General features: G+C 70.6%; 22 protein-coding genes, 1 other RNA gene and 1 pseudogene. 15 read left to right on the forward strand and 9 right to left on the reverse strand.

Annotated elements, in window-relative coordinates:
- The first annotated feature begins 111 nt into the window (after window positions 1-111).
- The 3 genes from AB0J04_RS26745 to AB0J04_RS26755 all read left to right on the forward strand — a co-directional run bounded on the left by AB0J04_RS26745 (window position 112) and on the right by AB0J04_RS26755 (window position 3,468).
- Window positions 112-975: a Nif3-like dinuclear metal center hexameric protein gene (locus tag AB0J04_RS26745; protein WP_363171093.1), complete on the forward strand. Its 864-nt coding sequence runs from the start codon at window positions 112-114 to the stop codon at window positions 973-975.
- Window positions 972-1,715, forward strand: coding sequence for a C4-type zinc ribbon domain-containing protein (locus tag AB0J04_RS26750; RefSeq protein ID WP_363171116.1), 744 nt, complete (start codon window positions 972-974; stop codon window positions 1,713-1,715). The genes AB0J04_RS26745 and AB0J04_RS26750 overlap by 4 nt, the downstream gene beginning before the upstream one ends.
- 61 nt (window positions 1,716-1,776) lie before the next feature.
- Entirely contained in the window at window positions 1,777-3,468 is a 1,692-nt protein-coding gene (locus tag AB0J04_RS26755) for a bifunctional RNase H/acid phosphatase (RefSeq protein WP_363171094.1), read from the forward strand.
- On the opposite strand, the gene eda is transcribed toward AB0J04_RS26755, so the two are convergent.
- Together eda and yaaA are read right to left on the reverse strand one after the other, a co-directional pair.
- The gene (eda, locus tag AB0J04_RS26760) at window positions 3,440-4,120 is read right to left on the reverse strand and encodes a bifunctional 4-hydroxy-2-oxoglutarate aldolase/2-dehydro-3-deoxy-phosphogluconate aldolase (RefSeq protein WP_363171095.1); all 681 of its coding nucleotides are present in this window, start codon (window positions 4,118-4,120) and stop codon (window positions 3,440-3,442) included. The two genes, AB0J04_RS26755 and eda, sit on opposite strands and share 29 nt — an antisense overlap.
- Window positions 4,121-4,256: 136 nt before the next feature.
- Window positions 4,257-5,039, reverse strand: coding sequence for a peroxide stress protein YaaA (gene yaaA / locus AB0J04_RS26765; RefSeq protein WP_363171096.1), 783 nt, complete (start codon window positions 5,037-5,039; stop codon window positions 4,257-4,259).
- A gap of 177 nt (window positions 5,040-5,216) precedes the next feature.
- Here yaaA and AB0J04_RS26770 point away from each other — a divergent pair, with 177 nt between their 5' ends.
- Complete coding sequence (locus tag AB0J04_RS26770) at window positions 5,217-6,692, forward strand: RNB domain-containing ribonuclease (RefSeq protein ID WP_363171097.1); 1,476 nt, start codon at window positions 5,217-5,219, stop codon at window positions 6,690-6,692.
- Window positions 6,693-6,721: 29 nt separating this feature from the next.
- Here the strand turns inward: AB0J04_RS26770 and AB0J04_RS26775 are convergent, their stop codons facing one another.
- Window positions 6,722-8,386: an FAD-dependent oxidoreductase gene (locus AB0J04_RS26775; protein ID WP_363171098.1), complete on the reverse strand. Its 1,665-nt coding sequence runs from the start codon at window positions 8,384-8,386 to the stop codon at window positions 6,722-6,724.
- Window positions 8,387-8,434: 48 nt separating this feature from the next.
- On the opposite strand from AB0J04_RS26775, the gene AB0J04_RS26780 reads away from it, so the two are divergent.
- The 7 genes and pseudogenes from AB0J04_RS26780 to AB0J04_RS26810 all read left to right on the forward strand — a co-directional run bounded on the left by AB0J04_RS26780 (window position 8,435) and on the right by AB0J04_RS26810 (window position 14,740).
- Window positions 8,435-9,070, forward strand: coding sequence for a TetR/AcrR family transcriptional regulator (locus AB0J04_RS26780; protein ID WP_363171099.1), 636 nt, complete (start codon window positions 8,435-8,437; stop codon window positions 9,068-9,070).
- A 92-nt stretch (window positions 9,071-9,162) separates the two neighbouring features.
- Window positions 9,163-9,993, forward strand: coding sequence for an AraC family transcriptional regulator (locus tag AB0J04_RS26785; protein WP_363171100.1), 831 nt, complete (start codon window positions 9,163-9,165; stop codon window positions 9,991-9,993).
- A 51-nt stretch (window positions 9,994-10,044) separates the two neighbouring features.
- Window positions 10,045-10,791 (forward strand): annotated as a pseudogene (locus tag AB0J04_RS26790) (DMT family transporter); the annotation flags it as partial.
- 115 nt (window positions 10,792-10,906) lie between these two features.
- Window positions 10,907-11,310, forward strand: an RNA gene (rnpB, locus tag AB0J04_RS26795) — RNase P RNA component class A.
- A 1,206-nt stretch (window positions 11,311-12,516) separates the two neighbouring features.
- Complete coding sequence (locus AB0J04_RS26800; protein ID WP_363171101.1) at window positions 12,517-14,001, forward strand: FAD-dependent monooxygenase; 1,485 nt, start codon at window positions 12,517-12,519, stop codon at window positions 13,999-14,001.
- 48 nt (window positions 14,002-14,049) lie between these two features.
- Complete coding sequence (locus tag AB0J04_RS26805; protein ID WP_363171102.1) at window positions 14,050-14,376, forward strand: TcmI family type II polyketide cyclase; 327 nt, start codon at window positions 14,050-14,052, stop codon at window positions 14,374-14,376.
- Between the two features lie 22 nt (window positions 14,377-14,398).
- Window positions 14,399-14,740, forward strand: coding sequence for a DsbA family protein (locus tag AB0J04_RS26810; RefSeq protein WP_363171103.1), 342 nt, complete (start codon window positions 14,399-14,401; stop codon window positions 14,738-14,740).
- Between the two features lie 263 nt (window positions 14,741-15,003).
- On the opposite strand, the gene AB0J04_RS26815 is transcribed toward AB0J04_RS26810, so the two are convergent.
- Window positions 15,004-15,564 (reverse strand): NAD(P)H-dependent oxidoreductase, encoded by a 561-nt coding sequence (locus AB0J04_RS26815; RefSeq protein ID WP_330291455.1) that lies wholly within the window; start codon window positions 15,562-15,564, stop codon window positions 15,004-15,006.
- 158 nt (window positions 15,565-15,722) lie between these two features.
- Between AB0J04_RS26815 and AB0J04_RS26820 the strand changes: the two genes are divergently transcribed.
- Both AB0J04_RS26820 and AB0J04_RS26825 read left to right on the forward strand, forming a co-directional pair.
- A complete protein-coding gene (locus tag AB0J04_RS26820; protein WP_363171104.1) occupies window positions 15,723-16,709 on the forward strand; it encodes an AraC family transcriptional regulator in 987 nt (328 codons plus the stop codon).
- A 770-nt stretch (window positions 16,710-17,479) separates the two neighbouring features.
- Window positions 17,480-19,078, forward strand: a complete 1,599-nt coding sequence (locus AB0J04_RS26825) for an IS1634 family transposase (RefSeq protein ID WP_363171105.1) — start codon at window positions 17,480-17,482, stop codon at window positions 19,076-19,078.
- A gap of 24 nt (window positions 19,079-19,102) precedes the next feature.
- Here the strand turns inward: AB0J04_RS26825 and AB0J04_RS26830 are convergent, their stop codons facing one another.
- Complete coding sequence (locus AB0J04_RS26830; RefSeq protein WP_363171106.1) at window positions 19,103-19,477, reverse strand: cupin domain-containing protein; 375 nt, start codon at window positions 19,475-19,477, stop codon at window positions 19,103-19,105.
- Between the two features lie 70 nt (window positions 19,478-19,547).
- Here AB0J04_RS26830 and AB0J04_RS26835 point away from each other — a divergent pair, with 70 nt between their 5' ends.
- Window positions 19,548-19,988, forward strand: coding sequence for a MarR family winged helix-turn-helix transcriptional regulator (locus tag AB0J04_RS26835; RefSeq protein ID WP_363171107.1), 441 nt, complete (start codon window positions 19,548-19,550; stop codon window positions 19,986-19,988).
- A 465-nt stretch (window positions 19,989-20,453) separates the two neighbouring features.
- Here AB0J04_RS26835 and AB0J04_RS26840 read toward each other — a convergent pair whose 3' ends face one another.
- The 4 genes from AB0J04_RS26840 to AB0J04_RS26855 form a co-directional block, all read right to left on the reverse strand.
- Window positions 20,454-20,993: a Fic family protein gene (locus AB0J04_RS26840; protein WP_363171108.1), complete on the reverse strand. Its 540-nt coding sequence runs from the start codon at window positions 20,991-20,993 to the stop codon at window positions 20,454-20,456.
- A gap of 26 nt (window positions 20,994-21,019) precedes the next feature.
- Window positions 21,020-21,370, reverse strand: a complete 351-nt coding sequence (locus tag AB0J04_RS26845) for a type II toxin-antitoxin system Phd/YefM family antitoxin (RefSeq protein WP_363171109.1) — start codon at window positions 21,368-21,370, stop codon at window positions 21,020-21,022.
- Window positions 21,371-21,811: 441 nt separating this feature from the next.
- A complete protein-coding gene (locus AB0J04_RS26850; protein ID WP_363171110.1) occupies window positions 21,812-22,558 on the reverse strand; it encodes a response regulator transcription factor in 747 nt (248 codons plus the stop codon).
- Window positions 22,555-23,760, reverse strand: coding sequence for a histidine kinase (locus tag AB0J04_RS26855; RefSeq protein ID WP_363171111.1), 1,206 nt, complete (start codon window positions 23,758-23,760; stop codon window positions 22,555-22,557). The genes AB0J04_RS26850 and AB0J04_RS26855 overlap by 4 nt, the downstream gene beginning before the upstream one ends.
- A gap of 131 nt (window positions 23,761-23,891) precedes the next feature.
- Between AB0J04_RS26855 and AB0J04_RS26860 the strand changes: the two genes are divergently transcribed.
- Window positions 23,892-24,530 (forward strand): ATP-binding cassette domain-containing protein (locus tag AB0J04_RS26860; protein WP_363171112.1); only part of this gene is annotated, 639 nt, incomplete at its 3' end.

A 24,530-nucleotide genomic window follows, 5' to 3' on the forward strand; every position in this document is an offset into this window, starting at 1 on the left:
AGCGATTCGCCTGAGGGGGTCGGAAGGGGTGTGCATCGTCCCGTGCGGAGGCGGCGTCGGCTGTGACGGCAGCGGTACGGGCCCGTGGGGTGGCCAGGTAGCCTTTCACCCGTGCCCCGTCTGTCTGAAGTAATCGCCGCGTTGGAGAACCTGTGGCCCGCCGAGTGGGCCGAGTCCTGGGACGCGGTCGGCACCGTCGTGGGCGACCCCGACCTGGAGGTCTCCCGGGTCCTGTTCGCCGTCGACCCCACCCAGGAGATCGTCGAGGAGGCCGTCGAGCTCGGCGCCGACCTGCTCGTCACCCACCATCCGCTCTATCTGCGCGGGACGACGACCGTGGCGGCGTCCACCTTCAAGGGCCGTGTCGTGCACACGCTCATCAAGAACGACATCGCCCTGCACGTCGCCCACACCAACGCCGACACCGCCGATCCGGGAGTGAGCGACGCCCTCGCCGGCGCCCTCGACCTGCGCGTCGTCCGGCCCCTCGTACCGGATCCGGCCGACCCCGAGGGGCGGCGCGGCCTCGGGCGTGTCTGCGAGCTGGACCACCCGCTCACCGTCCGTGAGTTCGCCGCCCGCGCCGCCGAGCGGCTGCCCGCCACCGCGCAGGGCATCCGGGTGGCGGGCGACCCGGATGCGCTCGTACGGACCGTCGCCGTCAGCGGCGGGTCCGGCGACAGCCTGTTCGACCAGGTGCGGGCGGCCGGCGTCGACGCCTTCCTCACCTCGGACCTGCGCCACCACCCCGTCTCCGAGGCCCGCGCCCACAGTCCGCTCGCGCTGCTCGACGCGGCGCACTGGGCCACCGAGTGGCCCTGGTGCGAGCTGGCGGCCGCCCAGCTCGACGAGATCTCCGACCGGCAGGGCTGGGACCTCCGGGTCCATGTCTCCCGCACGGTCACCGATCCCTGGACGGCCCACGCGGCGTCCGACCCCAACTTCACCTCTAGCTCAATGGGAGCCCCCAACTGAACGCCGCGACCGCCGACCAGATCCGACTCCTCGACGTCCAGGCCTTCGACGTCCGGCTCCAGCAGCTCGCGCACAAGCGGAGGTCGCTGCCCGAGCACGCGGAGATCGAGTCGCTGAACAAGGACCTCATCCAGCTGCGCGACCTGCTCGTGGCCGCGCAGACCGAGGAGAGCGACACCGCCCGCGAGCAGACCAAGGCCGAGCAGGACGTCGACCAGGTCCGGCAGCGTGCCGCCCGCGACCAACAGCGGCTCGACTCCGGGGCCGTCACCTCGCCGAAGGACCTGGAGAACCTCCAGAAGGAGATCGTCTCCCTCGCCAAGCGCCAGGGCGACCTCGAGGACGTCGTCCTGGAGGTCATGGAGCGGCGCGAGAGCGCGCAGGAGCGGGTCGCCGAGCTGACCGAGCGGGTCGGTTCCGTCCAGGGCAGGATCGACGACGCGACCGCGCGCCGGAACGCGTCGTTCGAGGAGCTCGACGGCGAGGCCGCCACCGTGACCAAGGAGCGCGCGGTGGTCGCCGGCTCCGTCCCGGCCGACCTGCTCAAGCTCTACGACAAGCTGCGCGAGCAGCAGGGCGGCATCGGCGCGGCCAAGCTCTACCAGCGCACCTGCCAGGGCTGCCGCCAGGAGCTGTCGATCACCGACATCAACGAGATCCGCAAGGCCCCGTCCGACACGGTCGTCCGGTGCGAGAACTGCCGTCGGATCCTGGTCCGCACGTCGGAGTCCGGTCTGTAGCTCTCTGGTTCTGTAGCTCTCTAGTTCTGTAGTTCTGTAGTTCTGTAGAGGGGTCTGAGGCGTGCGGGAGTTCATCGTCGAGGCCGACGGCGGGTCGCGGGGCAACCCGGGGCCCGCGGGCTACGGCAGCGTGGTGATCGACGCGGCGACGGGGGAGACGCTCGTGGAGCGCGCCGAGTACATCGGCGTCGCCACGAACAACGTCGCCGAGTACCGGGGGCTGCTGGCCGGCCTCCGTGCCGCCCGTGAACTCGACCCGTCGGCCGCGGTGCGCGTGCGCATGGACTCCAAGCTGGTCGTCGAGCAGATGTCCGGCCGATGGAAGATCAAGCACCCCGACATGAAGCCCCTCGCGGCGGAGGCGGCGCGGATCCTGCCGCGCGCGCAGGTCACCTACGAGTGGATCCCGCGCGAGCAGAACAAACACGCCGACCGCCTGGCGAACGAGGCGATGGACGCGGGCAAGCGGGGCGAACAATGGGACGCCGAAGCGTCCCGGGCGGCGCTGAAGGCCCGCCCCGCGGCGTCGGCCCCGGAGCCGTCCGGCCCACCCGGCGACGCCACCGCGGGAGCGGCGCGGGCCCGCGAGGCCTTGGCCTCGGCCCGCCCGGCCGTCGCGACGGGCGTGAGGCGGGCGACGGCCGCAGGGTCGGCGACCGCCGCCGGATCGACGACGCCTGCCGAGTCGGCCGCGGGCGGCACGGCTGTCGGGTCCGCCGGCGGCGGCAACGTGGCGACGGCTGTCATGTCGGGCACGGGCACGGGCACGGGCACGGGCAGCGGAGTGGCCGCGGGCGACAGCGCGGCGAGGGCCGCCGACTTGGTGACGGATGGTGACTCGGCGATGGGCGCTCAGGCGGCGACGGGCGGCGACGCGGCGAAGGCTGGGGCCGCCGGGTCGGGTACGGGCTCGGGTACGGGCGGGTCGGCCGCCGGGTCCGGTACGGGTACGGGCGGGTCGGCCGCGAGCGGCCCGGTCGCCGACTCCGCCGCGGGTGGCGCCGGCCCGGCGGGCGACGTGCGGGGCGGCGATGTGAAGCGCGATGCCGACCGCCGGGCTGCCCACGCCGTTGCCGTCCCCGCGTCCTCCAGCCCCTCTGTCGGCTGGGGCGCCGCGCCTGACCTCGGGGCGCCGGCGACCTTTGTGCTGCTGCGGCACGGGGAGACTCCGCTCACGCCGCAGAAGCGGTTCTCCGGGAGCGGGGGCACCGATCCTTCGCTCTCGGACGTCGGCAGGGAGCAGGCCGAGCGGGTCGCCGCCGCGCTGGCCCGGCGCGGGACCGTCCAGCACATCCTCGCCTCCCCGCTCGCCCGGACCCGGCAGACCGCCGGCGCCGTCGCCGACCGCCTCGGGCTGGAGGTCACCGTCGACGACGGGCTGATCGAGACGGACTTCGGGGCGTGGGAGGGGCTGACCTTCGGCGAGGTCCGCGAGCGCCACCCGGAGGACCTGAACGCCTGGCTCGCCGACCCGGAGGCCGAGCCGACCGGCGGCGGTGAGAGCTTCGCGGCGACCGCGACCCGGATCGCGGCCACCCGCGACCGGCTGGTCGCGGAGTACGCGGGCCGCACGGTCCTGCTGGTCACCCACGTGACCCCGATCAAGACGTTCGTCCGGCTCGCCCTGGGCGCTCCGCCCGAGTCCCTGTTCCGCATGGAGCTGTCGGCGGCCTCGCTGTCGGCGGTGGCCTACTACGCGGACGGCAACGCCAGCGTCCGCCTGTTCAACGAGACGTCCCACCTGCGGCCCTGAGGGACGCGGCACCCCGCGCGAGCTCCTCGACGCGCGACCAGTCCCGGGCCGCGAGCGCGTCCGCCGGAATCATCCAACTCCCGCCCACGCAGGCGACGTTGGGCAGGGCCAGGTACTCCGGCGCGTTGTCCGGGCCGATCCCGCCCGTCGGGCAGAAACGCGCCTGCGGGAGCGGCCCGGCGAGCGACCGCAGATAGGCCGTGCCGCCCGCCGCCTGCGCCGGGAAGAACTTCATCTCCCGGACCCCGCGCTCCAGCAGCGCCACGACCTCCGACGTGGTCGACACCCCGGGCAGGAACGGCAGCCCGGACGCGCGCAGCGCCGTCAGCAGGACGTCCGTCCAGCCGGGGCTCACCAGGAACCGCGCCCCGGCCGCCGCGCACGCCGTCACCTGCTCCGGTGCGATCACCGTCCCGGCCCCGACGACCGCCTCCGGGACCGCCCCGGAGATCTCCCGGATCGCGTCGAGCGCGGCGGGCGTCCGCAGGGTCACCTCGATCGCGGTCAGCCCGCCCGCCACCAGCGCCCGCGCCAGCGGCACGGCGTCGGCGGCGTCCTCGACGACCACCACGGGCACGACGGGAGCCAGATCCAGTACCGAGCCGGCCGAGGCATCCGGGGCAGCCGAAGGGGAGGGCAGAGGTGAGGTCATGCGCCTCATCCTGCCCCTGGTGTGCAGCCCGCGCAAAGGACGTTGCACATGTTGCAATAGCGGTGTGGTGTCGTGTCGCAGGACGGTCCGTGGACCTCAGTGCACCTCAGCGCACCTCAGCGCACCTCAGCGCACCTCAGTGCACCTCGTCCACCAGCACATCCAGCGTCCAGGCCGTCCCCGTCCGCGTCGGCGCCTGCTCCTCCACCACGTACCCGAGGTCCCGCAACGCCTCCACCAGCTCCGCCGGACCCTTGGGGGCGATCCCCGCCGTCAGCAGGCTCCGTACGATCCGCCCCTTGGTCGCCTTGTTGAAGTGGCTGACGACCTTCCGGGTCGGCGCGTGCAGCACCCGTACGCTCGCCGTCCGCCCCGCGACCTCGCCCTTCGGCTTCCACGCGGCCGCGTACGCCGCCGACCGCAGGTCGAGCACCAGCCCGTCGCCGGCCACCTCGGGCAGCACGGACGCCATCGGCGCCCGCCAGTGCGCGCCCAGCGCCCCCAGCCCCGGCAGCCGTACACCCATCGAGCAGCGGTACGACGGGATCCGGTCCGTCACCCGGACGGCGCCCCACAGCCCCGAGAACACGAGCAGCGACCTGGCGGCGCGCTTCTTCGCCGCCGCGTCGAGGGTGGCCAGGCCGAGGGCGTCGTACAGGACCCCCGTGTAGATCTCCCCGGCCGGCCGGGTGCCCGCCGTGCGCAACTCCGTGTTCTTCGCGATCTCGCCGCGCAGCCCCTCGCTCAGTCCGAGCACCTCGCGCGCCTTGTCCTCGTCGGCCGCGCACAGCTCGACCAGCTCGTCGAGGACCGCCTCGCGGGCGGTGCCGATCCCCGGCAGGGAGAGCGCCTCCGGCTTGAGCGGGGCGCCACGTCCGGAGGACGCCTTGCCTTCGGAGGGCGGCAGCAGGACCAGCACGGAAAATCTCCTTCGGACTTCGGTAGAACGTAAATCTGTGCAGCATGTAAATCTGTGCAGCACGTAAATCTGTGCAGCACGTAGAACTGGGCAGCACGTAGAACTGGGCAGAACGTAAAACTGTGCTGCGACAGCGTACGGCGTGCCGCCAGGCCGCCCCGGTCCTACGCTCGTTGCATGCCCCGCCGCCACATCCGCGTGACCGGCGCCCCCGAAACTCCCCTCCGGGCCGCCCTCACCGCACTGCGCACCGAGCTCGGCGCGCCCGGCGACTTCCCGCCCGAGGCGCTGGCCGAGGCGGAGCGCGCCGCGCGGACCCCGGCCCTCCCCGCCCCGTCCTACGACGCCACGGACATCCCCTTCGTCACCATCGACCCGCCCGCCTCCACCGACCTCGACCAGGCGCTGCATCTCTCCCGGCAGGGCGCCGGCCACCGCGTCCGGTACGCCATCGCCGACGTCGCCGCGTTCGTCGTCCCCGGCGGAGCTCTGGACGCCGAGGCACACCGCCGGGTCAACACCCTGTACTTCCCGGACGGCAGGGTTCCGCTGCACCCGGCCGTGCTGAGCGAGGGGGCCGCCAGCCTTCTGCCGGGCCAGGTCCGCCCCGCCGCCCTGTGGACGATCGACCTCGACGCGGACGGCCGTACCGTCGCCGTCGACGTCCGGCGCGCCCTGGTCCGCAGCCGCGCCAAGCTCGACTACGCGGGCGTACAGCGCCGGATCGACGACGGGACCGCCGAGGAATCGCTCCGACTCCTCCCCGTGGTGGGGAAGTTGCGGGAGGGCCTGGAGGTCGAGCGGGGCGGGATCTCCCTCGACGTGCCCGAGCAGGAGATCGTCGAGCGCGCCGACGGCTACGAACTGACCTACCGCGCCCCGCTCCCCGCCGACGGCTGGAACGCGCAGCTCTCCCTCCTCACCGGGATGGCCGCGGCCGACCTGATGCTGGCCTCGGGCACGGGCGTCCTGCGCACGCTGCCCGCCGCTCCCGACGATGGGGGTCCCCCCGCTCGAGCGAAGTCGAGAGTGGGGGATGTCGGCCGGCTGCGCCGCACCGCGCACGCCCTGCGCATCGACTGGCCGCACCATGTCTCGTACGCGCAGCTCGTCCGCTCCCTGGACCCGCACGAGCCTCGCCACGCGGCCTTCCTCCAGGAGTGCACGACCCTGCTGCGGGGCGTCGGCTACACCGTCTTCCGCGACGGCAGGCTCCCCGACATCACGACCCATGCCGCCGTCGCCGCCGCGTACACCCACTGCACGGCCCCGCTCCGCCGCCTCGCCGACCGCTACGCCACCGAGCTGTGCCTGGCCGCCGTCGCGGACGAGCCCCCGCCCGAATGGGTGCTCGCCGCGCTCGACGCCCTGCCGAAGGAGATGGCGGCGGGCGGGCGGCGCGCGAACGCCGTCGAGCGGGGCTGCGTCGACATCGTCGAGGCCGCCCTGTTGAAGGACCGCCTCGGCGAGGTCTTCGACGGCTGCGTGGTGGACGTGGAGGAGCGCCGCCCGTCCGTCGGAACCGTCCAGCTGGAGTCCCCGGCGGTCGTCGGCCGGATCGAGGGCGACCACCTCCCCCTGGGGGAACGGCTGAGGGTCCGGCTGACCCAGGCCGACCCGGCGACGCGGAAGGTGCGGTTCGCGCCCGCCTGACGGCCGCGACGACGGTTCCGACGCGGCGGTCAGGAGACGGGCGCGCCGAACCAGCGCTCCAGGGCCGCGTCGAGCGTGTCCTCGGGACCGTCGCCCGTGTCCTGCGTGCCGTCGGTCGCCGCCGCCCATGCCACGTATCCGTCCGGCCGGACGAGCAGCGCCGCCAGCTCCGGGTGGCCGGGGGCGACGGTCGTGCGGACGTCCACCCGGTCGCCGTGGCCCTCCGCGCGGGCCCGCAGCTTCGGGTCGTCGGCCAGGTCGAGCAGCAGGGCGCGGCCGCCGTGCAGACGGTCGGCGAGCCGGGTGCCGTCGGCGAGCTCCAGGTCGGGCGCGCTGCGGCCGACCAGCGGATAGCCGCCGGGCAGGTCGTAGTGCTGCCAGACACCGGAGATCTTCTTGACGAGGTAGGTGGTGCCGCCGACGGTTCCCGCCATGCCGGTCACCACCTCGCGCAGGGCGCGCGCGTGCGACTCGGGGCGCATCAGCGCGATCTGGGCCCGCGTCCACTCCAGCACCCAGGCGCCGATCGGACGGCGTTCGTCCGTGTAGGAGTCGAGCAGCCCCTCGGGGGCGTCCCCGCGCACCACCGCCGCGAGCTTCCAGCCGAGGTTCATCGCGTCCCCGATGCCGAGGTTGAGACCCTGTCCGCCGAACGGCGAGTGCACATGCGCCGCGTCGCCCGCGAGCAGCACCCGGCCTGCCCGATAGGTGCTCGCCTGGCGGCAGTTGTCGGTGAACCGGGTCAGCGAGCGCACCTCGCCCACCGTGACGTCCACTCCGGTCACGCGGCGCACACTGGCCTGCAACTCCTCGGCGGTGACGGGCGTTTCGCGGTCGGCGGGCGGTCCGTCGAACTCCACGGTCAGGATGCGGCCGGGCATCGGACCGAAGGCGTACGTCCCGGACTCCGTCGTGTTCCAGCCGCCCTGCAGCCCTTCGACGCCGGTCAGGTCCGCGATCGCCTGGTAGCCGGTGATCTCCGGGGGCGTGCCCGGGAAGCCGAACCCGGCGAGCTTGCGCACGGTGCTGCGGCCGCCGTCGCATCCGACGAGCCAGCCCGCGCGCACGTCCCCGAGACGAGAGAGACGTACGGTGACGCCACCGCCGTCACCGTCCTCGGTGCCGTCGCCTTCGTGGGCGCCGCCTTCGTGGGTGTCGAAGCCGGTCAGCTCGACCTGTCGGCGTACCTCCACGCCGAGCTCCCGGGCGCGCTCGCCGAGCAGCCGCTCCAGCGTGGCCTGCGGGATCAGGCCGATGCCGTCGGCCGGGCCGAGGTCCGCGAAGGCCGGGTCCGACTCGTCCAGCAGTTCGGCGCTGAGCATGATCCCGGCGAAGTGCCCGGCGAACCTGGGCGGAGGCACGGCCGCCGCGATCGGCTCGCCGCCCCGCGACTTCCGGAACTCATAGGACTCCCGGAACTCCCGGAACCGGTTCATCGCCGCCTCCTGCACCTCCGAGAGCGCGGGCAGCAGTCCGCGCCGGTAGAGGGCGACGGCCGTCGGTGTGTTGATCCCGCCGGCCTTGATCGTCTCGTCCACCTCGGCCAGCCGCTCGACGACCAGCGTCCGCGCCCCGCCGAGCGCCAGCTCGCAGGCCAGCATCAGCCCGACCGGCCCGGCCCCGGCCACCACCACGTCGTACTCCGTCACACCGTCATCCGGCACGCCGTCATCCGGCACCACGTCATCCGTCATGCCTTTCACTTTAGTCACTAAAAGTTTGTTGCCGCTATAGTTTTCCTCATGGTGGAGGAAAAGAAAGCGGAACCGTCCCTTCGGGAGCGCAAGAAGCAGGCCACGCGGCAGCGGATCTCGAACGTGGCGACGGGCCTGTTCGTGGAGCGCGGCTTCGACGAGGTGACCGTCACGGAGATCGCCCGGGTGGCCGAGGTGTCCGCGATGACCGTCTTCAACTACTTCCCGCGCAAGGAGGACCTCTTCCTCGACCGCATCCCCGAGGCCGTCGAACTGTTCACGGAGGCGGTACGCCGACGCGGCCCCGACGAGAGCCCGCTCGCCGCGCTCCGCGTCCTCGCGCTCCGACTCCTGGGGCAGCGGCACCCGTTGGGCGGGCTCGACGACGACTTCGCGCACTTCTGGCGGATCGTCGTCGAGTCGCCGGCCCTGCGGGCCCGAGCCCGCGAGGGGGTCGAGGAGGTGGAGGAGGCGTTGGCGCAGGCCCTCGCGGAGACCGCCCCCGAACTTCCCGACCCGTACCTGGCGGCCGCCGTGACGGTCGCGGCGTACCGCGCGGTGTACGTCGCCACCGCGCGCCGCATGCTGGCGGGGGAGCGGGCGGCGACGCTCGTGGACGGACACCGGGCGCGCCTGGAGGCAGCCTTCGACGCGCTGGAGGGGGTGTTCGGAGCGGGAGCCTGACGTCCAACGCCCAGCGGCATGGAACCGCGGCCGGAAAGCGTTGCACTCCCAGTGGCACGAAGGGGTCGGCGGAATATGAGGGGGATCGGCGCGTGAGTCGTGAACAGGCGTTGTGGACGAGAGCCCGGCTGGGCCGCTGCGGCCCGCCCCTCGACCTGCTGACCGCCCGTTTCGACAAGCACGTCTACGCCCCGCACGCCCACGACGAGTTCACCGTCGGCGTCTGCGTCGGAGGTTCCGAGATCATCGACTACCGCGGCGGCCACATCCGCAGCGGCCCGGGCGCCATCGTCGTCCTGGCCCCGGGCGAGATGCACACCGGCGGCCCCGGCAACGACACCGACGGCTACGCCTACCGCGCGCTCTACGCGGCCCCCGGCCTGCTCACCGACGGCACCCTCGGCACCGGCGTCCCACACTTCCGCGACGCCGTCGTCGACGACCCGGAACTGGCCGCCGCCCTACGCCGCGCCCACACGGAACTGGCCGCCTGCCCCGACCCCCTGGAGGCCGAGTCCCGCTTCCCCTGGCTGCTGACGGCCCTGGTCCGCCGCCACTCCACGGCTCGCGGGGACACCGACACCGTCCCCGGCGTCGGCCGTATCGCCCTCACCGTGCGGGACCGGCTGGCCGACGAACTGGTCGAGCCGCCCTCCCTCGCCGATATGGCCGCCGACCTGGGCCTGTCCCGCTACCAGCTCCTGCGGGCGTTCCGTACGACGATGGGGATACCGCCGTATGCCTGGCTCGCCCAGCACCGGGTGGCCCGCGCCCGCGGCCTGCTGGAAGCCGGACTGCGCCCGGCCGAGGTGGCGACCCTGGTCGGCTTCGCGGACCAGGCCCATCTGACCCGCTGGTTCCGCCGCGTGCTGGGCGTGACCCCGGCGGCGTACCGCAACAGCGTTCAAGACGGGCTTCGCTGAAGCGGCGAGCATGGCCGTATGACTGCACGCGGCTGGTTTCTGTTCTCCCTGATGGGAGTGGTCTGGGGCATCCCCTATCTGCTGATCAAGGTGGCGGTGGAGGACCTCTCCCCGTCCATGGTGGTGTTCACGCGCTGTGCGCTGGGCGCGCTGCTCCTGTTGCCCTTCGCGATCCGCCAGGGCGGTCTGATCCGCACCGTCCGGGCGCACTGGGCGCCCATGCTGGCCTTCGCGTGCATCGAGATCATGGGCCCCTGGTTCACCCTGACGGACGCCGAGCGGCACCTGTCGAGCTCCACCGCCGGCCTGCTGATCGCGGGCGTCCCGATCGTCGGCGTCCTGGCGGCCCGCTGCTTCGGCGACACGGAGGTACTGGGCGCCCGGCGGATCACCGGGCTGGCCCTCGGTCTGGCCGGCGTCGGCGTCCTCACCGTCCCGCACCTGACGGGAGGGGACGTGAAGTCGCTGGGCGAGGTGCTGCTGACGGTCGTCGGCTACGCCACGGCCCCCCTGATAGCCGCCCGCCGCCTCAAAGACGTCCCCACCCTCCAACTGATCGCCCCCTGCCTGACCCTGACCGCCCTGGTCTACGCCCCCGCGGCGGCGGCGTCATGGCCGTCCGCACTCCCGTCGACGGAGGTCCTCGCCTCCCTCGCGGCCCTCGGGGCCGTCTGCACGGCGGTCGCCTTCGTCGCCTTCCTCGAACTCATCAAGGAGATCGGCCCGACCCGCTCGACGGTCATCACGTACGTCAACCCGGCGGTGGCGGTGGCGGTCGGGGCGATCTTCCTCGACGAGCGCCTGACGGCAGGAATCGTGGCCGCGTTCCTCCTGATCCTGGCGGGTTCGGTGCTGGCGACGGCGGGCGGTCCTGGCAAGGGCACCCGCCCGGTAACATGGTCGACACGGCAGACGAGCCGGGCGGACGGCCGCGTGGAGTCCCCTTAGGGGGCTTCCCGAGGAACGTCCGGGCTCCACAGGGCAGGGTGATGGCTAACGGCCACCCGGGGTGACCCGCGGGACAGTGCCACAGAAAACAAACCGCCGGGGACCTCGGTCCTCGGTAAGGGTGAAACGGTGGTGTAAGAGACCACCAGTGCCCAGGGCGACCTGGGCAGCTAGGTAAACCCCACCCGGAGCAAGGTCAAAAGGAAACACCCCGGTGTTTCTGCGTGGACGTCCGAGGGCTGCCCGCCCGAGTCCACGGGTAGACCGCACGAGGCCGGCGGCAACGCCGGCCCTAGATGGATGGCCGTCTCCCCGGGCCGCCGCAAGGCACCCGGGCGACAGAACCCGGCGTACAGCCCGACTCGTCTGCCGCTACTCGCGGTTTCGCCTTGGCGATCTCCTCGGAGTATCCGACCGCACTCCCGGAAGGTCGCTGAACATCTCAGCGCCGTCTCAGGCTCCGACGGGCCGGGGCTCCGGCAGAACTGATGCACTGCCAGAAGGCGCAGGCGACGGCCCTCGACCAGCCTGTTCTGCTGGAACAATTCCGCTGAATGCCCGGCGTTGGCCGTCGCGCTGCCGGAGTTGATGATTCCGGATTGACCGTCTACGGCAGGCCCCCTGCGGGCTGGGCCTGCACGACACCGCCTTCGGTCCCTCGCCGTCGGCCTACTTCCGGTGCGGGCTGCGGACTACCCGGGACGGTTCTGTGCCTGCGGCCGGGGTATGCCGGGGCGAACACAGTGGCCGACCGCATCACGGTGCTCACCCGGACGGCAGCCTCCAGGAGGGTTACCTCGTCGCCGAGCTGACCGGGCTGAACACCCGGCAGGAGCGGCCGGAGAGCATGCGGCTGATCGTGTGCCGCGTCAGGCCCACCCGCGGAAGTGAACTGCGGCTGGATGCTCGCCGCAGACCTCGCGAGTGACCTCGACGCGTGGGTGCGGCTGCCGGCCCTGCCTGCCCGCCCGCCTCGCCGACCACGCCCGACGCCGATGGCCGCGTATCGGCGCGACCTGGCCCTGGGCCTGGGCGTTCACCACCTGCCGGCAGCGGCTCACCGCCCTCCCGGCTGTCCCCTGACGGCAGGGCGCTGCCCCGTGGAACCCAGCGCTCCCGCGGCGTCACGCGACGGCCCACCTCGATCGGGCCGAGGACATTACGGGCGAACTGCCGAGCAGGTCGGCCACCGAATCCTGTTGACGAATCGAGTTTGAAGATCTCCAGACACGCGGCTTTGCAGTTTTCTGACATTGTGATGGCCTCGAACTGTCCTTTCTCAAGTCTCCTGACATTCTCTGACAGGGATCTGAATAGGGTCCTCTTGACGCGGGATTCCGAAGCGAAGAAGATTTTCCATGGCATTCGATGAGCTTTAACGAGTTTCCGCGTTTTTGCTGCATTCGACGTTGCTGCGGTAGTCGCGTTATTCCGGGTCTTCGAACTTGAGCGGGGAGTCCTCGACGGCGCTCGCGCGAGCCTTGGCGAACGGCCGAACGCCCTGGTCGAGCGGTTCGAAGAACCGTTGTTTCCCCTTCACGGATTCGCATTTCTGACCCCGCTAAGGAGAGGTATATGGACGCTGCGGTAATCGTCGCCGGAGCCGGCCCGGCAGGGCTCATGCTCGCTGGTGAGCTTCGGCTCGCGGGAGTCGAAGTCATCGTGCTGGAGAAGCTCGCCGAACGGACCGGGCAATCTCGTGGGCTGGGCTTCACCGCGCGCACCATGGAAGTCTTCGACCAGCGGGGCCTACTGCCCAGGTTCGGCGAGATCGAGACCAGCACCCAGGGCCACTTCGGTGGTCTGCCAGTCGATTTCGGGGTGCTGGAGGGCGCTTGGCAGGCAGCCAAGACTGTGCCGCAGTCCGCCACGGAGACCAAGCTCGAGGACTGGGCCGGCGAGTTGGGCGTGGACATCCGGCGGAGCCATGAACTCCTCTCCTTCACGGACCACGGCGACGGCGTCGAGGTCGAGGTCCGCGGTCCAAGCGGCATTCACACGTTGCACACCGGCTACCTGGTGGGCTGCGACGGGGGGCGCAGCCGCGTGCGCAAGACCGGCGGCTTCGACTTCCCGGGCTCGCCCGCGACACTGGAGATGTTCCTCGCCGACGTCAAAGGCCTCGACCTCGAGCCCCGGATGATCGGCGAAACACTGCCCGGCGGCATGGTGATGGTCGGCCCACTGCCCGGTGGCATCACCCGCCTCATCGTCTGCGAACGTGGTACCCCGCCCCAGCGGCGGGCCGTGCCGCCCACCTACGAGGAGGTCGCAGCCGCCTGGAAGCGCCTCACCGGCACCGACATCTCGCACGGTGAGCCCGAGTGGGTCAGCTCGTTCGGCGATGCCACCCGCCAGGTGACCGAGTACCGGCGTGGCCGCGTCCTGCTGGCCGGCGACTCCGCACACATCCACCTGCCGGCCGATGGGCAAGGCATGAACACCAGCATCCAGGACGCCGTGAACCTGGGCTGGAAGCTGGCCGCCGTCGTCAACGGATGGGCGGCGCGGGACCTGTTGGACACCTACCACGAAGAGCGGCACCCGGTCGGTCAGCGGCTGCTGATGAACACCCGCGCCCAGGGACTGCTGTTCCTCAGCGGCCCGGAGGTGCAGCCGCTGCGTGACGTCGTCACCGAACTCATCGGGTACAAGGACGTCAGCCGCCACCTCGCGGGCATGGTGAGCGGACTGGAAATCTCCTATGACGTGGGTGCCGGTGGTCACCCGTTGCTGGGTCGGCGCATGCCGCATCTGGAGCTGATCGCCGGTACCCGCAAGACCAGCAGCACCGAACTGCTGCATCCCGGCCGGGGCGTACTGCTCGATCTGGAGGACAACGTCAGGCTCCGCGACCGGGCCGCCGCCTGGGCGCACCGGGTGGACATCGTGACCGCGACGCCGCACGGGCTCTCCGAGGGCAGTCCGCTGTACGGCACAGCGGCCGTGCTGGTCCGCCCCGACGGCCATGTCGTCTGGGCTGCGCCGGGTACCCATCACGACCTGCCGATGGCCCTTGAGCGCTGGTTCGGCAGCCACTCGACGGGACGCGCGCTGTAGATGCGTGGCCCGCACCCTGCCCCTTCGACCAAGGATGAGAGAAGAAGTATGCACAGCACCCTGATCGTGGCGCGGATGGATGCCGCGTCGAGCGTCGAAGTAGCCAAGCTCTTCGGTGAGTTCGACGCCTCCGACATGCCACACCGCATGGGAACCCGGCGTCGCCAGCTGTTCTCCTTCCGAGGCCTGTACTTCCACCTGCAGGAGTTCGACTCGGACAACGGCGGTGCGCTCATCGAGGAGGCCAAGACGGAGGATCGCTTCGTCCGGATCAGCCAGGACCTGAAGCCCTACGTCGAGGCCTACGACCCGGCCACCTGGCGCTCGCCGGCCGACGCGATGGCCACCCGTTTCTACAACTGGACGGCGTCCTAGTGAAGATGTCTTCGAACGGGCCGTGTACACCAACACGTTCGAGGCGCACCGGCTGCTCGCCGATGCGGCCGGGCAGGGCCTGGGTGAGGCCATGGCGGAGCGGCTCTTCCGCGCCTACCTGACGGATGGATCGAACATCGGTGATCCGCACACCCTCGCCCGGCTGGCCGACGAGATCGGCGTTGTACGCAGTGAGGGCGGAGGCACCGCCCTGCGCGCCGAACTGGACAGAGTGCGCACGCTCGGCATCAGCTCGGTGCCCCTCGTCCTCTTCGAGGGCGGGCCGGCCCTGGGCGGAGCGCAGCCGGAGGCCGTCTATTTCCAGGCCCTCACCACGCAACCGGATCCGTCCCTCAGGGGCTGAACTCAGCCGCCCGCACAGCGGGTTGCCCGTGGCGGCGATCGGTGCTGGATCCGACGGTTCACACGCCGAGTGGTCCGGTCTCCGCCCGCCCCGTCCGGCCTTCCGCGGTCAGGAACAGCAGCCGGGCGGCGCGCTGGTCGCGCGAGATCGCGGTACTCCACAAGGGTCGGCGATTTCGCCGTCCGCCGGGGTGATACCTGCCAATGACCGACGCCTGGATGCCCCGGCAGGAACCTGCCGGGGCATCCAGGCGTCGAGCGTGGTCAGTTGTCGCGCACCGTCCGCATGGCGGTACCCCAGGAGACGACGTCGTCAAGCATCGCGATCACCGCGTCCTCCTGGTGGGGCTGCGGCTTGAGCTCCTTGAAGTCGACGAAGTCGTGGTGCATCAGCAGGGCGGCGTGATGGCGTACATCGGCGATGCCGATGGCGGCCATGGTGTTGCGCAGATGTGCAATCGCGCGGCCGGCGCCCTCCATTCCGTAGCCGACGAAGCCCGCGGACTTGTCGTTCCACTCCGAGTACAGGAAGTCGAGAGCGTTCTTCAACACTCCCGGGACACTGTGGTTGTACTCGGGCGTGACAAACACGAAGGCGTCCAGGGAGCTGACCTTCTCGGCCCAGCGACGCGTGTGCGGCTGGCTGTAACCGCCTATCAGGGCGGGCACGGGCTCGTCGAGGTGCGGCAGGTCGTAGTCCTTGAGGTCGACCAACTCGTAGTCCGCGCCGCCATGCCGCTCGGCGACGTCGAGCACCCACCGGCCCACGTCCTCCCCGACGCGTCCCGGACGGGTACTGGCGATGACAATTCCGACCTTGATCATGAATAGCCGCTCTCTGTTCGAAGTGGGAGACGGGCCCCCGGCGCCACAGAATTGCAGCGTACGTAGATCGATTGAGAGGTTCCATGCGTCACAGTCCGCCATCCATACGCATGCGTCTCGCAGAGCTGCTGTTCTGACCGCACCGCTACACTGCTGCGATGGATCTCCTCAGCCAGGTCACCGCCGCGATGCGATCCGGTCGGCCGCGGTGGGTACGCATTGAGGCGCGTGGTGCATGGGGGCAGCGATTCCAGTCTGTCCCGGGGGCGGCGTTCCACCTGGTCCTGCAAGGCTCCGCCGTCCTGATGCCCAACGCCGACGACAAGATCCCACTCGGCGCCGGATGTATCGCTCTGCTCCCCGGCGGGGTCGAACACGGCGTGGCCGACGGCCCCGACGTACCCGCTGCGGAGAGATCGGCGGGTACGCGGCAGGAGTTCTCGGCCGAACCGCGCACTCTCGTCCTGGGAGAGAGCGCGGATGCAGGTCAGACGGCTTCCACGGTTGTGCTCAGTGGGATGTTCCCCTTCGATCGGAGTCTGTGCCACCCGTTGCTCAACGACCTGCCGGAGGCCATATATCTCCCGGCGCGGCTGCAGCAGGAACCTTCCCTGAGGGCGGTCCTGGACTCGCTGTGCCATGAGTTGGAGCACCCTGACATGGGTTCCGACTTGGCGATCGGCACGTTGCTGGACACCCTGCTGGTGTACGTCCTGCGCTGGTGGTACCGAGAACACGGCGCGGGTACGGGCTGGGGTCCGGCGCTCAACGACCGGGCGATCAGCAGGGTGTTGTGCTCCATGCACAACTACCCGGGGGAACCATGGACGGTGGAGAGGCTGGGCGCGGTGGCTGACCTGTCCCGTTCCGCGTTCGCCCGCAGGTTCACCGACCTCGTCGGCCGACCGCCGCTCGGCCATCTGACCTGGGTCCGCATGAACACCGCGGCAGAGCGGCTTCGAAAGACGGAGGAGCCGCTGAGCTCGGTGGCACAACAGGTCGGATACACCTCGGAGTTCGCCTTCTCCTCCGCCTTCCGGCGCGAGTTCGGAATCGCCCCCAGCGCCTATCGCCGGCAGGAGGCCACAGCCGGCCCGAGACGCCCCCGGGCCAGGCCTGGCACGTCACCGCGGCCGGGTGGGTGACACGGGGCTGTATCACTGACTCGAGTTGCGGGCGGGTGCGGTCAACTCGGGCAGCACAGGATCTGCTTGTCGACGTAATTCTGCGTCGCGTCGCCGGGATCGCTCAGGTCTCGCGCCACGATGTCGAAGGTCCCGTTTCCGTTGTCCAGAACCCTGACGATGTGGGCGTCCCGGGCCCCGACACGGTGTAGGAGTCCTTGCCGTAGGCCCAGGTGCCGTGGCTCATCCGCCGCCTGACCCAATCCGGCGAACCTAATTCGTTCTCAGCGGCCCACACAGAGCGGTTGTCGCTCCAGCGGGTTGTTCGAGTACGGGGGCTGCGACGCCTCCGGCGAACCGGGTTCCTTGAGACCTCCGCGTAGAGCGGCGTGCAGTCCCCGTACTCGTGGTGGTGGTCGCGTGGGCATCGGACGGATTCCTACACGAAGCCTGGCTTGAGAAGCGAAGAGCGAAGAGCGAAGCGCTCGCACCTGCGTGACCGCCACTACCCCAGGCCGTGCTTGCTCGTTGACGTTGGTGGTGCGAGCCCGCTGCATGGTGACCTCTCGATATGCCCGAGCTTTGCGAGCTCCCGTCGAGACCGAGGCCCGTGTGACGCGCTGGTGCCACGAACGGCTAGTCCCGTACTTCGCAGGTCGTTGAATCGGATGGAGTAGAGGGCTCGGCGGTGTCCGGGGCGGGGTTGTGGGCGTTACTTGGGTGTGTCGATGACTTCCCGGTCCCCGCGGCCTCGGTCCCAGCGTCAGCGCCTTGAGTGCGTGGTGACGTCTGTGGTGGAGAAGCGTCTGGGCGCTCTGCCTGTCGCTGCCGAGTTTCTGCGCCGCCTTGACGTGGCGGGGATCGTCGACGAGCTGTGCCCCGGTGGTGCGAGCGCTCACCTGACGCATGGCCAGGTGATCGAGGCGCTGGTGGCGAACCGGCTGACCTCGCCGGCGCCGTTGATGCGGGTCGCCGACTGGGGCCGCACCTGGGCGGTCGAGGAGGTGCTCGGTATCGAGTCCGGCCAGCTCAACGACGACCGCCTGGCCCGGGCTCTGGACGCGATCGCTCCCCGGCTGGAGCAGATCGCGGGCACGGTCGGGGCCCGGGCGATCACCGAGTTCGGCATCGACGTCTCCCGGCTGCACTGGGACATGACCTCGATGTCCGTCCACGGCGCCTACCCCGTCGAGGACCAGGACGAGCAGTACCCGGTGATCAAGCACGGGCGTCCCAAGGACCGCAGGGTGGACCTGAAGCAGGTCCAGGCCGGGCTCGCGGTCACCGGCGACGGCGGGATCCCGGTCCACGCCCGCGTCTTCGGCGGCGGCGCGGCCGAGGTCTCCCAGGTCGTCGGGGCGATGAAGGACCTGCGGAAGCTGGCCGGCGAGCAGGAGTTCCTGCTGGTCGCCGACTCCAAGCTGGTGTCCTACCCGAACGTGGCCGCGCTGCTGGAGGCCGGGGTGGCGTTCATCGCCCCGCTCCCCGCAGCCCAGGTCAAGGACGAGGTCTACGCCGCCCTGGACCTGGAAGCCGCCGCACCGGTCGACTGGGTCCCCGGCCGCGACGCCGGCAGGGACCCCGCCCGGCGGGAGGTTTACCGGGTGCTGGAGGACGTCCATGTGATGGCCGCTCCCCGCAAGCGCGACCCGGTCCTGACCGTGCGCCGGATCCTGGTCCACTCCACCGGCAACGCCGCAGGCCAGCAGGCCGCCCGTGCCAAACGCCTCGCCCGCGCCACCGAGGACCTGGAGAAAGTCCGGCGCGGGGCCGGCGGCAGGTACTGCAACACCCCGGAGAAGATCACCGCCCGGATCGGGGTAATCACCAAGACCCGCCGGGTCGCCTCCTGCCTGCGCACCGAAATCGGCACGGCCGACGACGGACGGCCCACCCTGGCCTGGCACTTCGACCAGGACATCCTGCAGGCCGAGGCGGCGGCCGACGGCTGGTACGCGCTGCTGACCGCGCTGACACCCGAGCAGGCCGACCCGGGCCAGGTCCTGATCCAGTACAAGGGCCAGGGATCGGTCGAACGCCGGTACGCGGACTTCAAGGGCCCCCTGGCCGTCACACCGCTGTTCGTGCAGCACAATCACCGCGTCGCCGCCCTGATCCAGGTGATCTGCCTGGCCCTGCTGGTCTTCTGCCTGATCGAACGCCAGGTCAGACAAGCCCTGGGCCCCGAGCACACGATGGTCGGCCTCTATCCGGACAACCGCCGGGTGCGGCCCACCGGCCGGATGATCCTCTACCACCTCGGCGAACTCACCCTGCGGATCGGCAACGTCACCGACCCGCCCACCGTCCAGATCACCCGCGGCGTCCAACTCCACCTCCTCGAACTCCTCGGCGTCGAAGTCACCCGAACCCGCTGGCCACAGACCTGAATAGATGACCTGCGAAGTACGGGCCTAGTGAGCCCAGGGCGGTGTGATGGTGTTGCCGTCAGCCAGTTTGGCGGTGAGCCCGACACGTGTGGTGACCCACATGTGGGCGGGCTGGTCGGTGCTGTTGGCGACCGCCAGTTCGGAGCCGGCAGGTGCCACTGCCGCGTCACCTGTGCGGAGTTCGGCGCTCTCACCGTCGATGGTGAGTCGGAGACGACCGGAGAGGATGTAGAAGGTCTCCTCGTCGCTGATCGTGTGGGTCGGCCCCACCATTGCGGCCGGAATCTCGACGCGCCAGGCGGCGAGGTCCCGGCTGCCGGTGTCCGGACGGACGTAGGAAACGAAACGGCCACCGTGAATCTCGTGTACGACGGCATCGGCACTGCGAATGAACGGCATACTGCGGCCTCCATCTAGACAGGTTTCTTGTCTATATAGACAAGCTGCTTGACGAGTTATAGTCAAGCCCATGGACGACGCCCTGGTTTTCTCCGCACTCGTGCTGGCACTCTCCGGACAGCTGGTGCAGGAAATCCACACCAGCGTGTCCCAGCAGGGATTCGAGGACCTACGGCCTGCACACGGCTTCGCCTTCGCCCGCATCTCGGTGGGTGGCGCCACCACGGCCGCCCTGGCCGAGCACCTGGGGGTGACCAAGCAGGCCGCCGCCCAGCTGGTCGAGGAGCTGGTCCGAAAGGGGTACGTGGAGCGGCATCCACACCCGCACGATGCCCGCGCCCGCCTCCTGGGACTGACCGAGACCGGCTGGGCAGCCACGCGCGCCGCCGACCAGGCGGCCCGGGCTGCCGTCGCACCGTGGCGAGAAGTACTGGGCGAGGCGCGCTTCAGCGAACTCGTCGCCGACCTGACACTCCTTGCACCGCCGGGACCGATCCGCCCTGCCTGGTGAGCCGATGGCCCACCGCTCAACCGCGTACGACATCCTCGCCCCCTTGAGCGAGGAGACAAAACGCCGTCTTCCACACGGCACTGCTGGACGAGCTGCCCCACAACCTCAAGGCACCCCCAGCCGGACAGGCTGAATGACCGGTCCGTACTGAACGTCCTCGGCGCGGTCCGACGACGCGTGAGGGCGCTGGGAGGGCGGGGAGTACCGTCCGATGCGAGCGCCACGCGTCTCGCACCGCACGTAGCGCCGTACGGGCCCCGCCTCCAGCAACTCGCTCCGTCGTCGCGACCTTTCGGCCTGCGTCGGCTTCTCTGTGAGCATGAACCAGGGCTCGTGCTCGGCGAGGAGCGGGTTCTCCTCCCAGCGCGGCCTGACCCACGGCGGATTCCCCGCCTGAAGATCTCTGGCTGTTCCCAAGGGGCGACGCCCTGTTCCGGGCTTCCTTGCCGGCCGGGGTGATGGGCGTCAGCTCGTGGTGACCAGCTCGTCGAGTAGCTGCTCCAACAGATTGTTGTCACCGAGGAAGCTCTTCACTGAGGCGTCCTCGTTGCGTTGAGGGTCCATGCCCGACCAGTTCAGGGCGTATCCCGCGGCGGCGCTGAGTTGGGCAAGGAACGCCCGCTGGGCACGGCCGTTGCCCTCGCGGAACGGGTGGAGGACGTTCAGGTCGCCGTGCAACGTGGCCAGTTGGATGACGAATTCCTGCCGGGGGAGATCCCGAAGATGACCGGAGGAGGCGAGACGGCCGAATACCTCTCCGGCGTAGGGCACCAGGTTTCTCGCCGGGCAGAACGGTGTGCGCTTGGCGATGTTCACGGTGCGTAACTCGCCTGCCCAAGGATAGATGTCACCGAAGATCGCGGCATGGAACGCTTGGAGATGGCCGAGGTCGTACGTGCCGGGTAGGGGGCGTTCGGCGAGCATGACGAGGCGCGCACGGGTGATGTCCGCCTCCGCTGCCGCGAGCAGTTGATGGTCGGTGATGCCGAGCTTGTTGCGCAGCACGCCGCCCGGCATGGCGTACGGATCGTTCACCCTGCCCGCCGCTCCGAAGTCTGTCCGTGGCGGGCGATCGCGCGGGCGACAAGGGTGTCCACGTCGAGGTCGCCCTTCACGTACGCCTCGGTGTCGCGGTCGGAGGCCTCGGAGGCCTGGAGCCCCTCGGCCTCGATGGAGCCGGTGGCCGAGGCGACGGCCGCACGTCGTGCCGCGCGGCCGCTCAGCGCCTCGAAGGCCTCGACTGACAGGAGGACGCCCTGGGGCTTGCGGTGGGCGCCGATCAGGACCGGGTCGGCATCCGCGCCGGACTCCGACAGGTCGGTCAGGATCCGCGACAGTCGTGCGCGCGCGTCGCTGACGGTCACGACCTCAGGAATCTCCATGCTGTCACCGTACCCATATAGAGGCTTGATTCTGTACAGATTCTAGTACGGATTCCGGTGAGTGTCCCGCCTCGGGCAGCCCTGGAGGTATCCCCAACCCCGTCCCGGAGGCTGCCACCAGCCGAAACTGCGAGGTCCTCGCCGATGTCGTCGGGGTTGAACCGGACCACCGGTACATCGCGCCGGTTGAGTTCGGTGATCACCATGTCGGCGGTGATGCCGTCCGCCTCGGTAGCCACCAGAACCGGCCTCTCCGAGAACGACGAAGCCCCCGTCCGAACCGCTCCGGCGCGAGGCGCCTCCCTGCGCAGCCGTCAAGGTAGCCACGGAAACGTCCTCCCTGCACGTTTGTGCAGGTCATAGCGTTGCGGTGATTCTCCCCGGCGTACAGCCCGACTCGTCTGCCGCCGCTTGCGGCTTTGCCTTGGCGGGTGAACGGTCTCACCGAGGCGGCGCTCCGCGCCAGGGAGGCAGGGCTCGGCTGGTGACGTCCTGATGCGCCTTACCGTCCCTGCCCGACGGGCGGACCAATCCGGATTCGTAGGCGGCGATGACGAGTTGGGCACGGTCACGCGCCTCCAGTTTGGCCAGGAGTCGACCGACATGGGTTTTCACCGTGCCGTGGCTCAGATGCAGTCGGTCGGAGATCTCCGTGTTCGACAGGCCTCCGGCGATCAGCAGGAGCACCTCGCGTTCGCGGTCGGTGACCCCGTCGAGGCCACTGGGCGTGGACGCCGGCCCTTCCGGGCGCCGGCAGAACTCGGCGATCAGGCGGCGCGTCACGGCGGGGGCGAGCAGTGCGTCGCCGCCCGCGATGACGCGGATGGCGGTCAGGAGGTCGGCGGGCGGGGTGTCCTTGAGCAGGAAGCCGCTGGCCCCGGCGCGCAGGCCGTCGAAGACGTACTCGTCGATGTCGAACATGGTGAGGATGAGGACCCGTACGTCGGCGGTCACCGGTGATCCGCAGATACGGCGGGTGGCCTCGATGCCGTCCAGTTCGGGCATGCGGATGTCCATGAGGACGAGGTCGGGGCGTTCGCTGCGGGCCATGACGACGGCCTGCGCGCCGGTGCTCGCCTCGCCCACGGTGGTCAGATCCGGTTCGGAGTCGACCAGTATGCGGAAGCTGCCGCTCAGCAGGGCCTGGTCCTCGGCGATCAGGATCCGGGTCGCGGCGGAGGTCGTCACAGGGACTCCCGGGACTTCGGTCGGGAGGGCAGGAACGGCAGGCACGCGGTCACCTGGAATCCGCCGTCGGGATGCGGGGCGGCGGTGAGACTGCCGCCGTACATCATGGCCCGTTCGCACATTCCGGTGATGCCATGACCGCCCCCCGTCCTCGTGCGGCGTCGGACTCGGTCCCGGGCGGGTGGTCCCTCGTCGCGGACCTCCAGGCGCAACTCGGCCGCGGTCGTCTCGATCCGGACGGTGCAGCGGGTCGGAGCGGCATGGGTCAGCACATTGGTGAGCGCCTCCTGCACGATGCGATAGCCCGCCAGGCCGATCCCGTCCGGTACCTGGACGTTCGGGTTCATGACAAGGTCGATCCGGACGTCCGCTTGCTCGGCCCGCCGTACGAGTGCCGGAAGGTCGGACAGGCCGGGTGCCGGGTCCAGATCGGCCGGTTCGCCGTCCGGAGGAACACGCAGGACACGCAGGATGCCGCGCATCTCCGTCATGGCCTCCCTGCTGACGGTCTCGATCACCTTGAGCGCGTCGTGCGCCTCCTCGGGACGGGACGCGAGGAGATGGTTGGCGATGCTCGCCTTGACGGTGATGAGCCCCATGCTGTGGGTGACGACGTCGTGGAGTTCGCGGGCGATCCGCAGGCGTTCGCGGTGCACGGCCTGCTCCTCGCGCCGTGCGGCCTCCACCCGCGCCAGCGTCCGCCGTCCTCGTACCGCGAAGCCGGCGGTCCACACCGCCCCGAGGATCGCGGCGCCGACCACGAGGAACCCCGCCCCGTTCTGCCACGAACGGGGCGACCCCGCGACGATTCCGGCCAGCACGACCGCCGCGCAGAACACGGCCACCGCGGGTGTCGGGACCAGGCGCTGCGACGAGGTCGTCAGCGCCAGGGGATACAGCGCGAAAGCCGCGGCGACGAAGGGGTCGACGGCGATCCCGAGAACCACCTGGAACAAGGTGGCGGCCAACACGAGGACGAACACCTGACGGGGCCACCGCCGACGGACCACGAGCGGGACCCCCGCCGCCGCGACCAGCGCGCACCGGGCCCAGAGGGGCACCCGTGCCGCACCACCCCCACCGGCGATCACGATCGGTACGAGGAACGTGAGATACGCGAGTGAGGCCGCCGCGTCCAGTCCGATCAACTGGCGGTGGCCGAGCCGCTGCGGGAACCGTACGGTCAGGTCAGAGATCGACACCCGGTCCAGGGTAGATCCAGCCCGTCGGGGACCGCATCGGACCGAGGACATACGACCAGGGTCGGATCCCCGGTCGTTCCGTGGACCGCGGTCCGATGCGCCGTGCGCAGGGCCGGGACAGTCTGGTCGACATGATCGAAGTGCAGGATCTGACGAAGCGGTACGGGACGGCCCTCGCCGTCGACCGGCTCTCCTTCCGGGCCGAACCCGGGCGCGTCACGGGCTTCCTCGGCCCGAACGGTGCCGGGAAGTCGACGACGATGCGGGCCATGGTCGGGCTGCACCGCCCCGACGGCGGACAGGTGTTGCTGAACGGACGCCGGTACGGCGAACTGCGCGATCCGCTGCGGACGGTGGGCGCGATGCTGGAGGCCAGGGCCGCGCACCCTGGACGCACCGCCTATCACCACCTGCTGTGTGTCGCCGAGAGCAACAGGCTGCCCAGACGCCGGGTGGACGAGGTGCTCGCCCAGACCGGTCTGGACAGCGCCGCAGGCCGGCGTACCGGCGGATTCTCGCTCGGCATGGGGCAGCGACTCGGCATCGCGACCGCGCTGCTCGGCGAACCGGACATCGTCCTGTTCGACGAGCCGGTCAACGGTCTGGACCCGGACGGCGTGCGCTGGATCCGTACGCTGGTCAGGGAGTTGGCCGCCGAGGGACGCACCGTGTTCATGTCTAGTGCCGCGGCAGGCAACGTTTGCCCGTCAAGGAGCGGCGTCCGGTGCGTGCTCTCGGTGTGCCGGCCGGAAGTCCTCGTACTGGACGTA

Origin of the sequence: Streptomyces sp. NPDC050263 (genome assembly GCF_040655955.1) — a bacterium.
GTDB lineage: Bacteria > Actinomycetota > Actinomycetes > Streptomycetales > Streptomycetaceae > Streptomyces.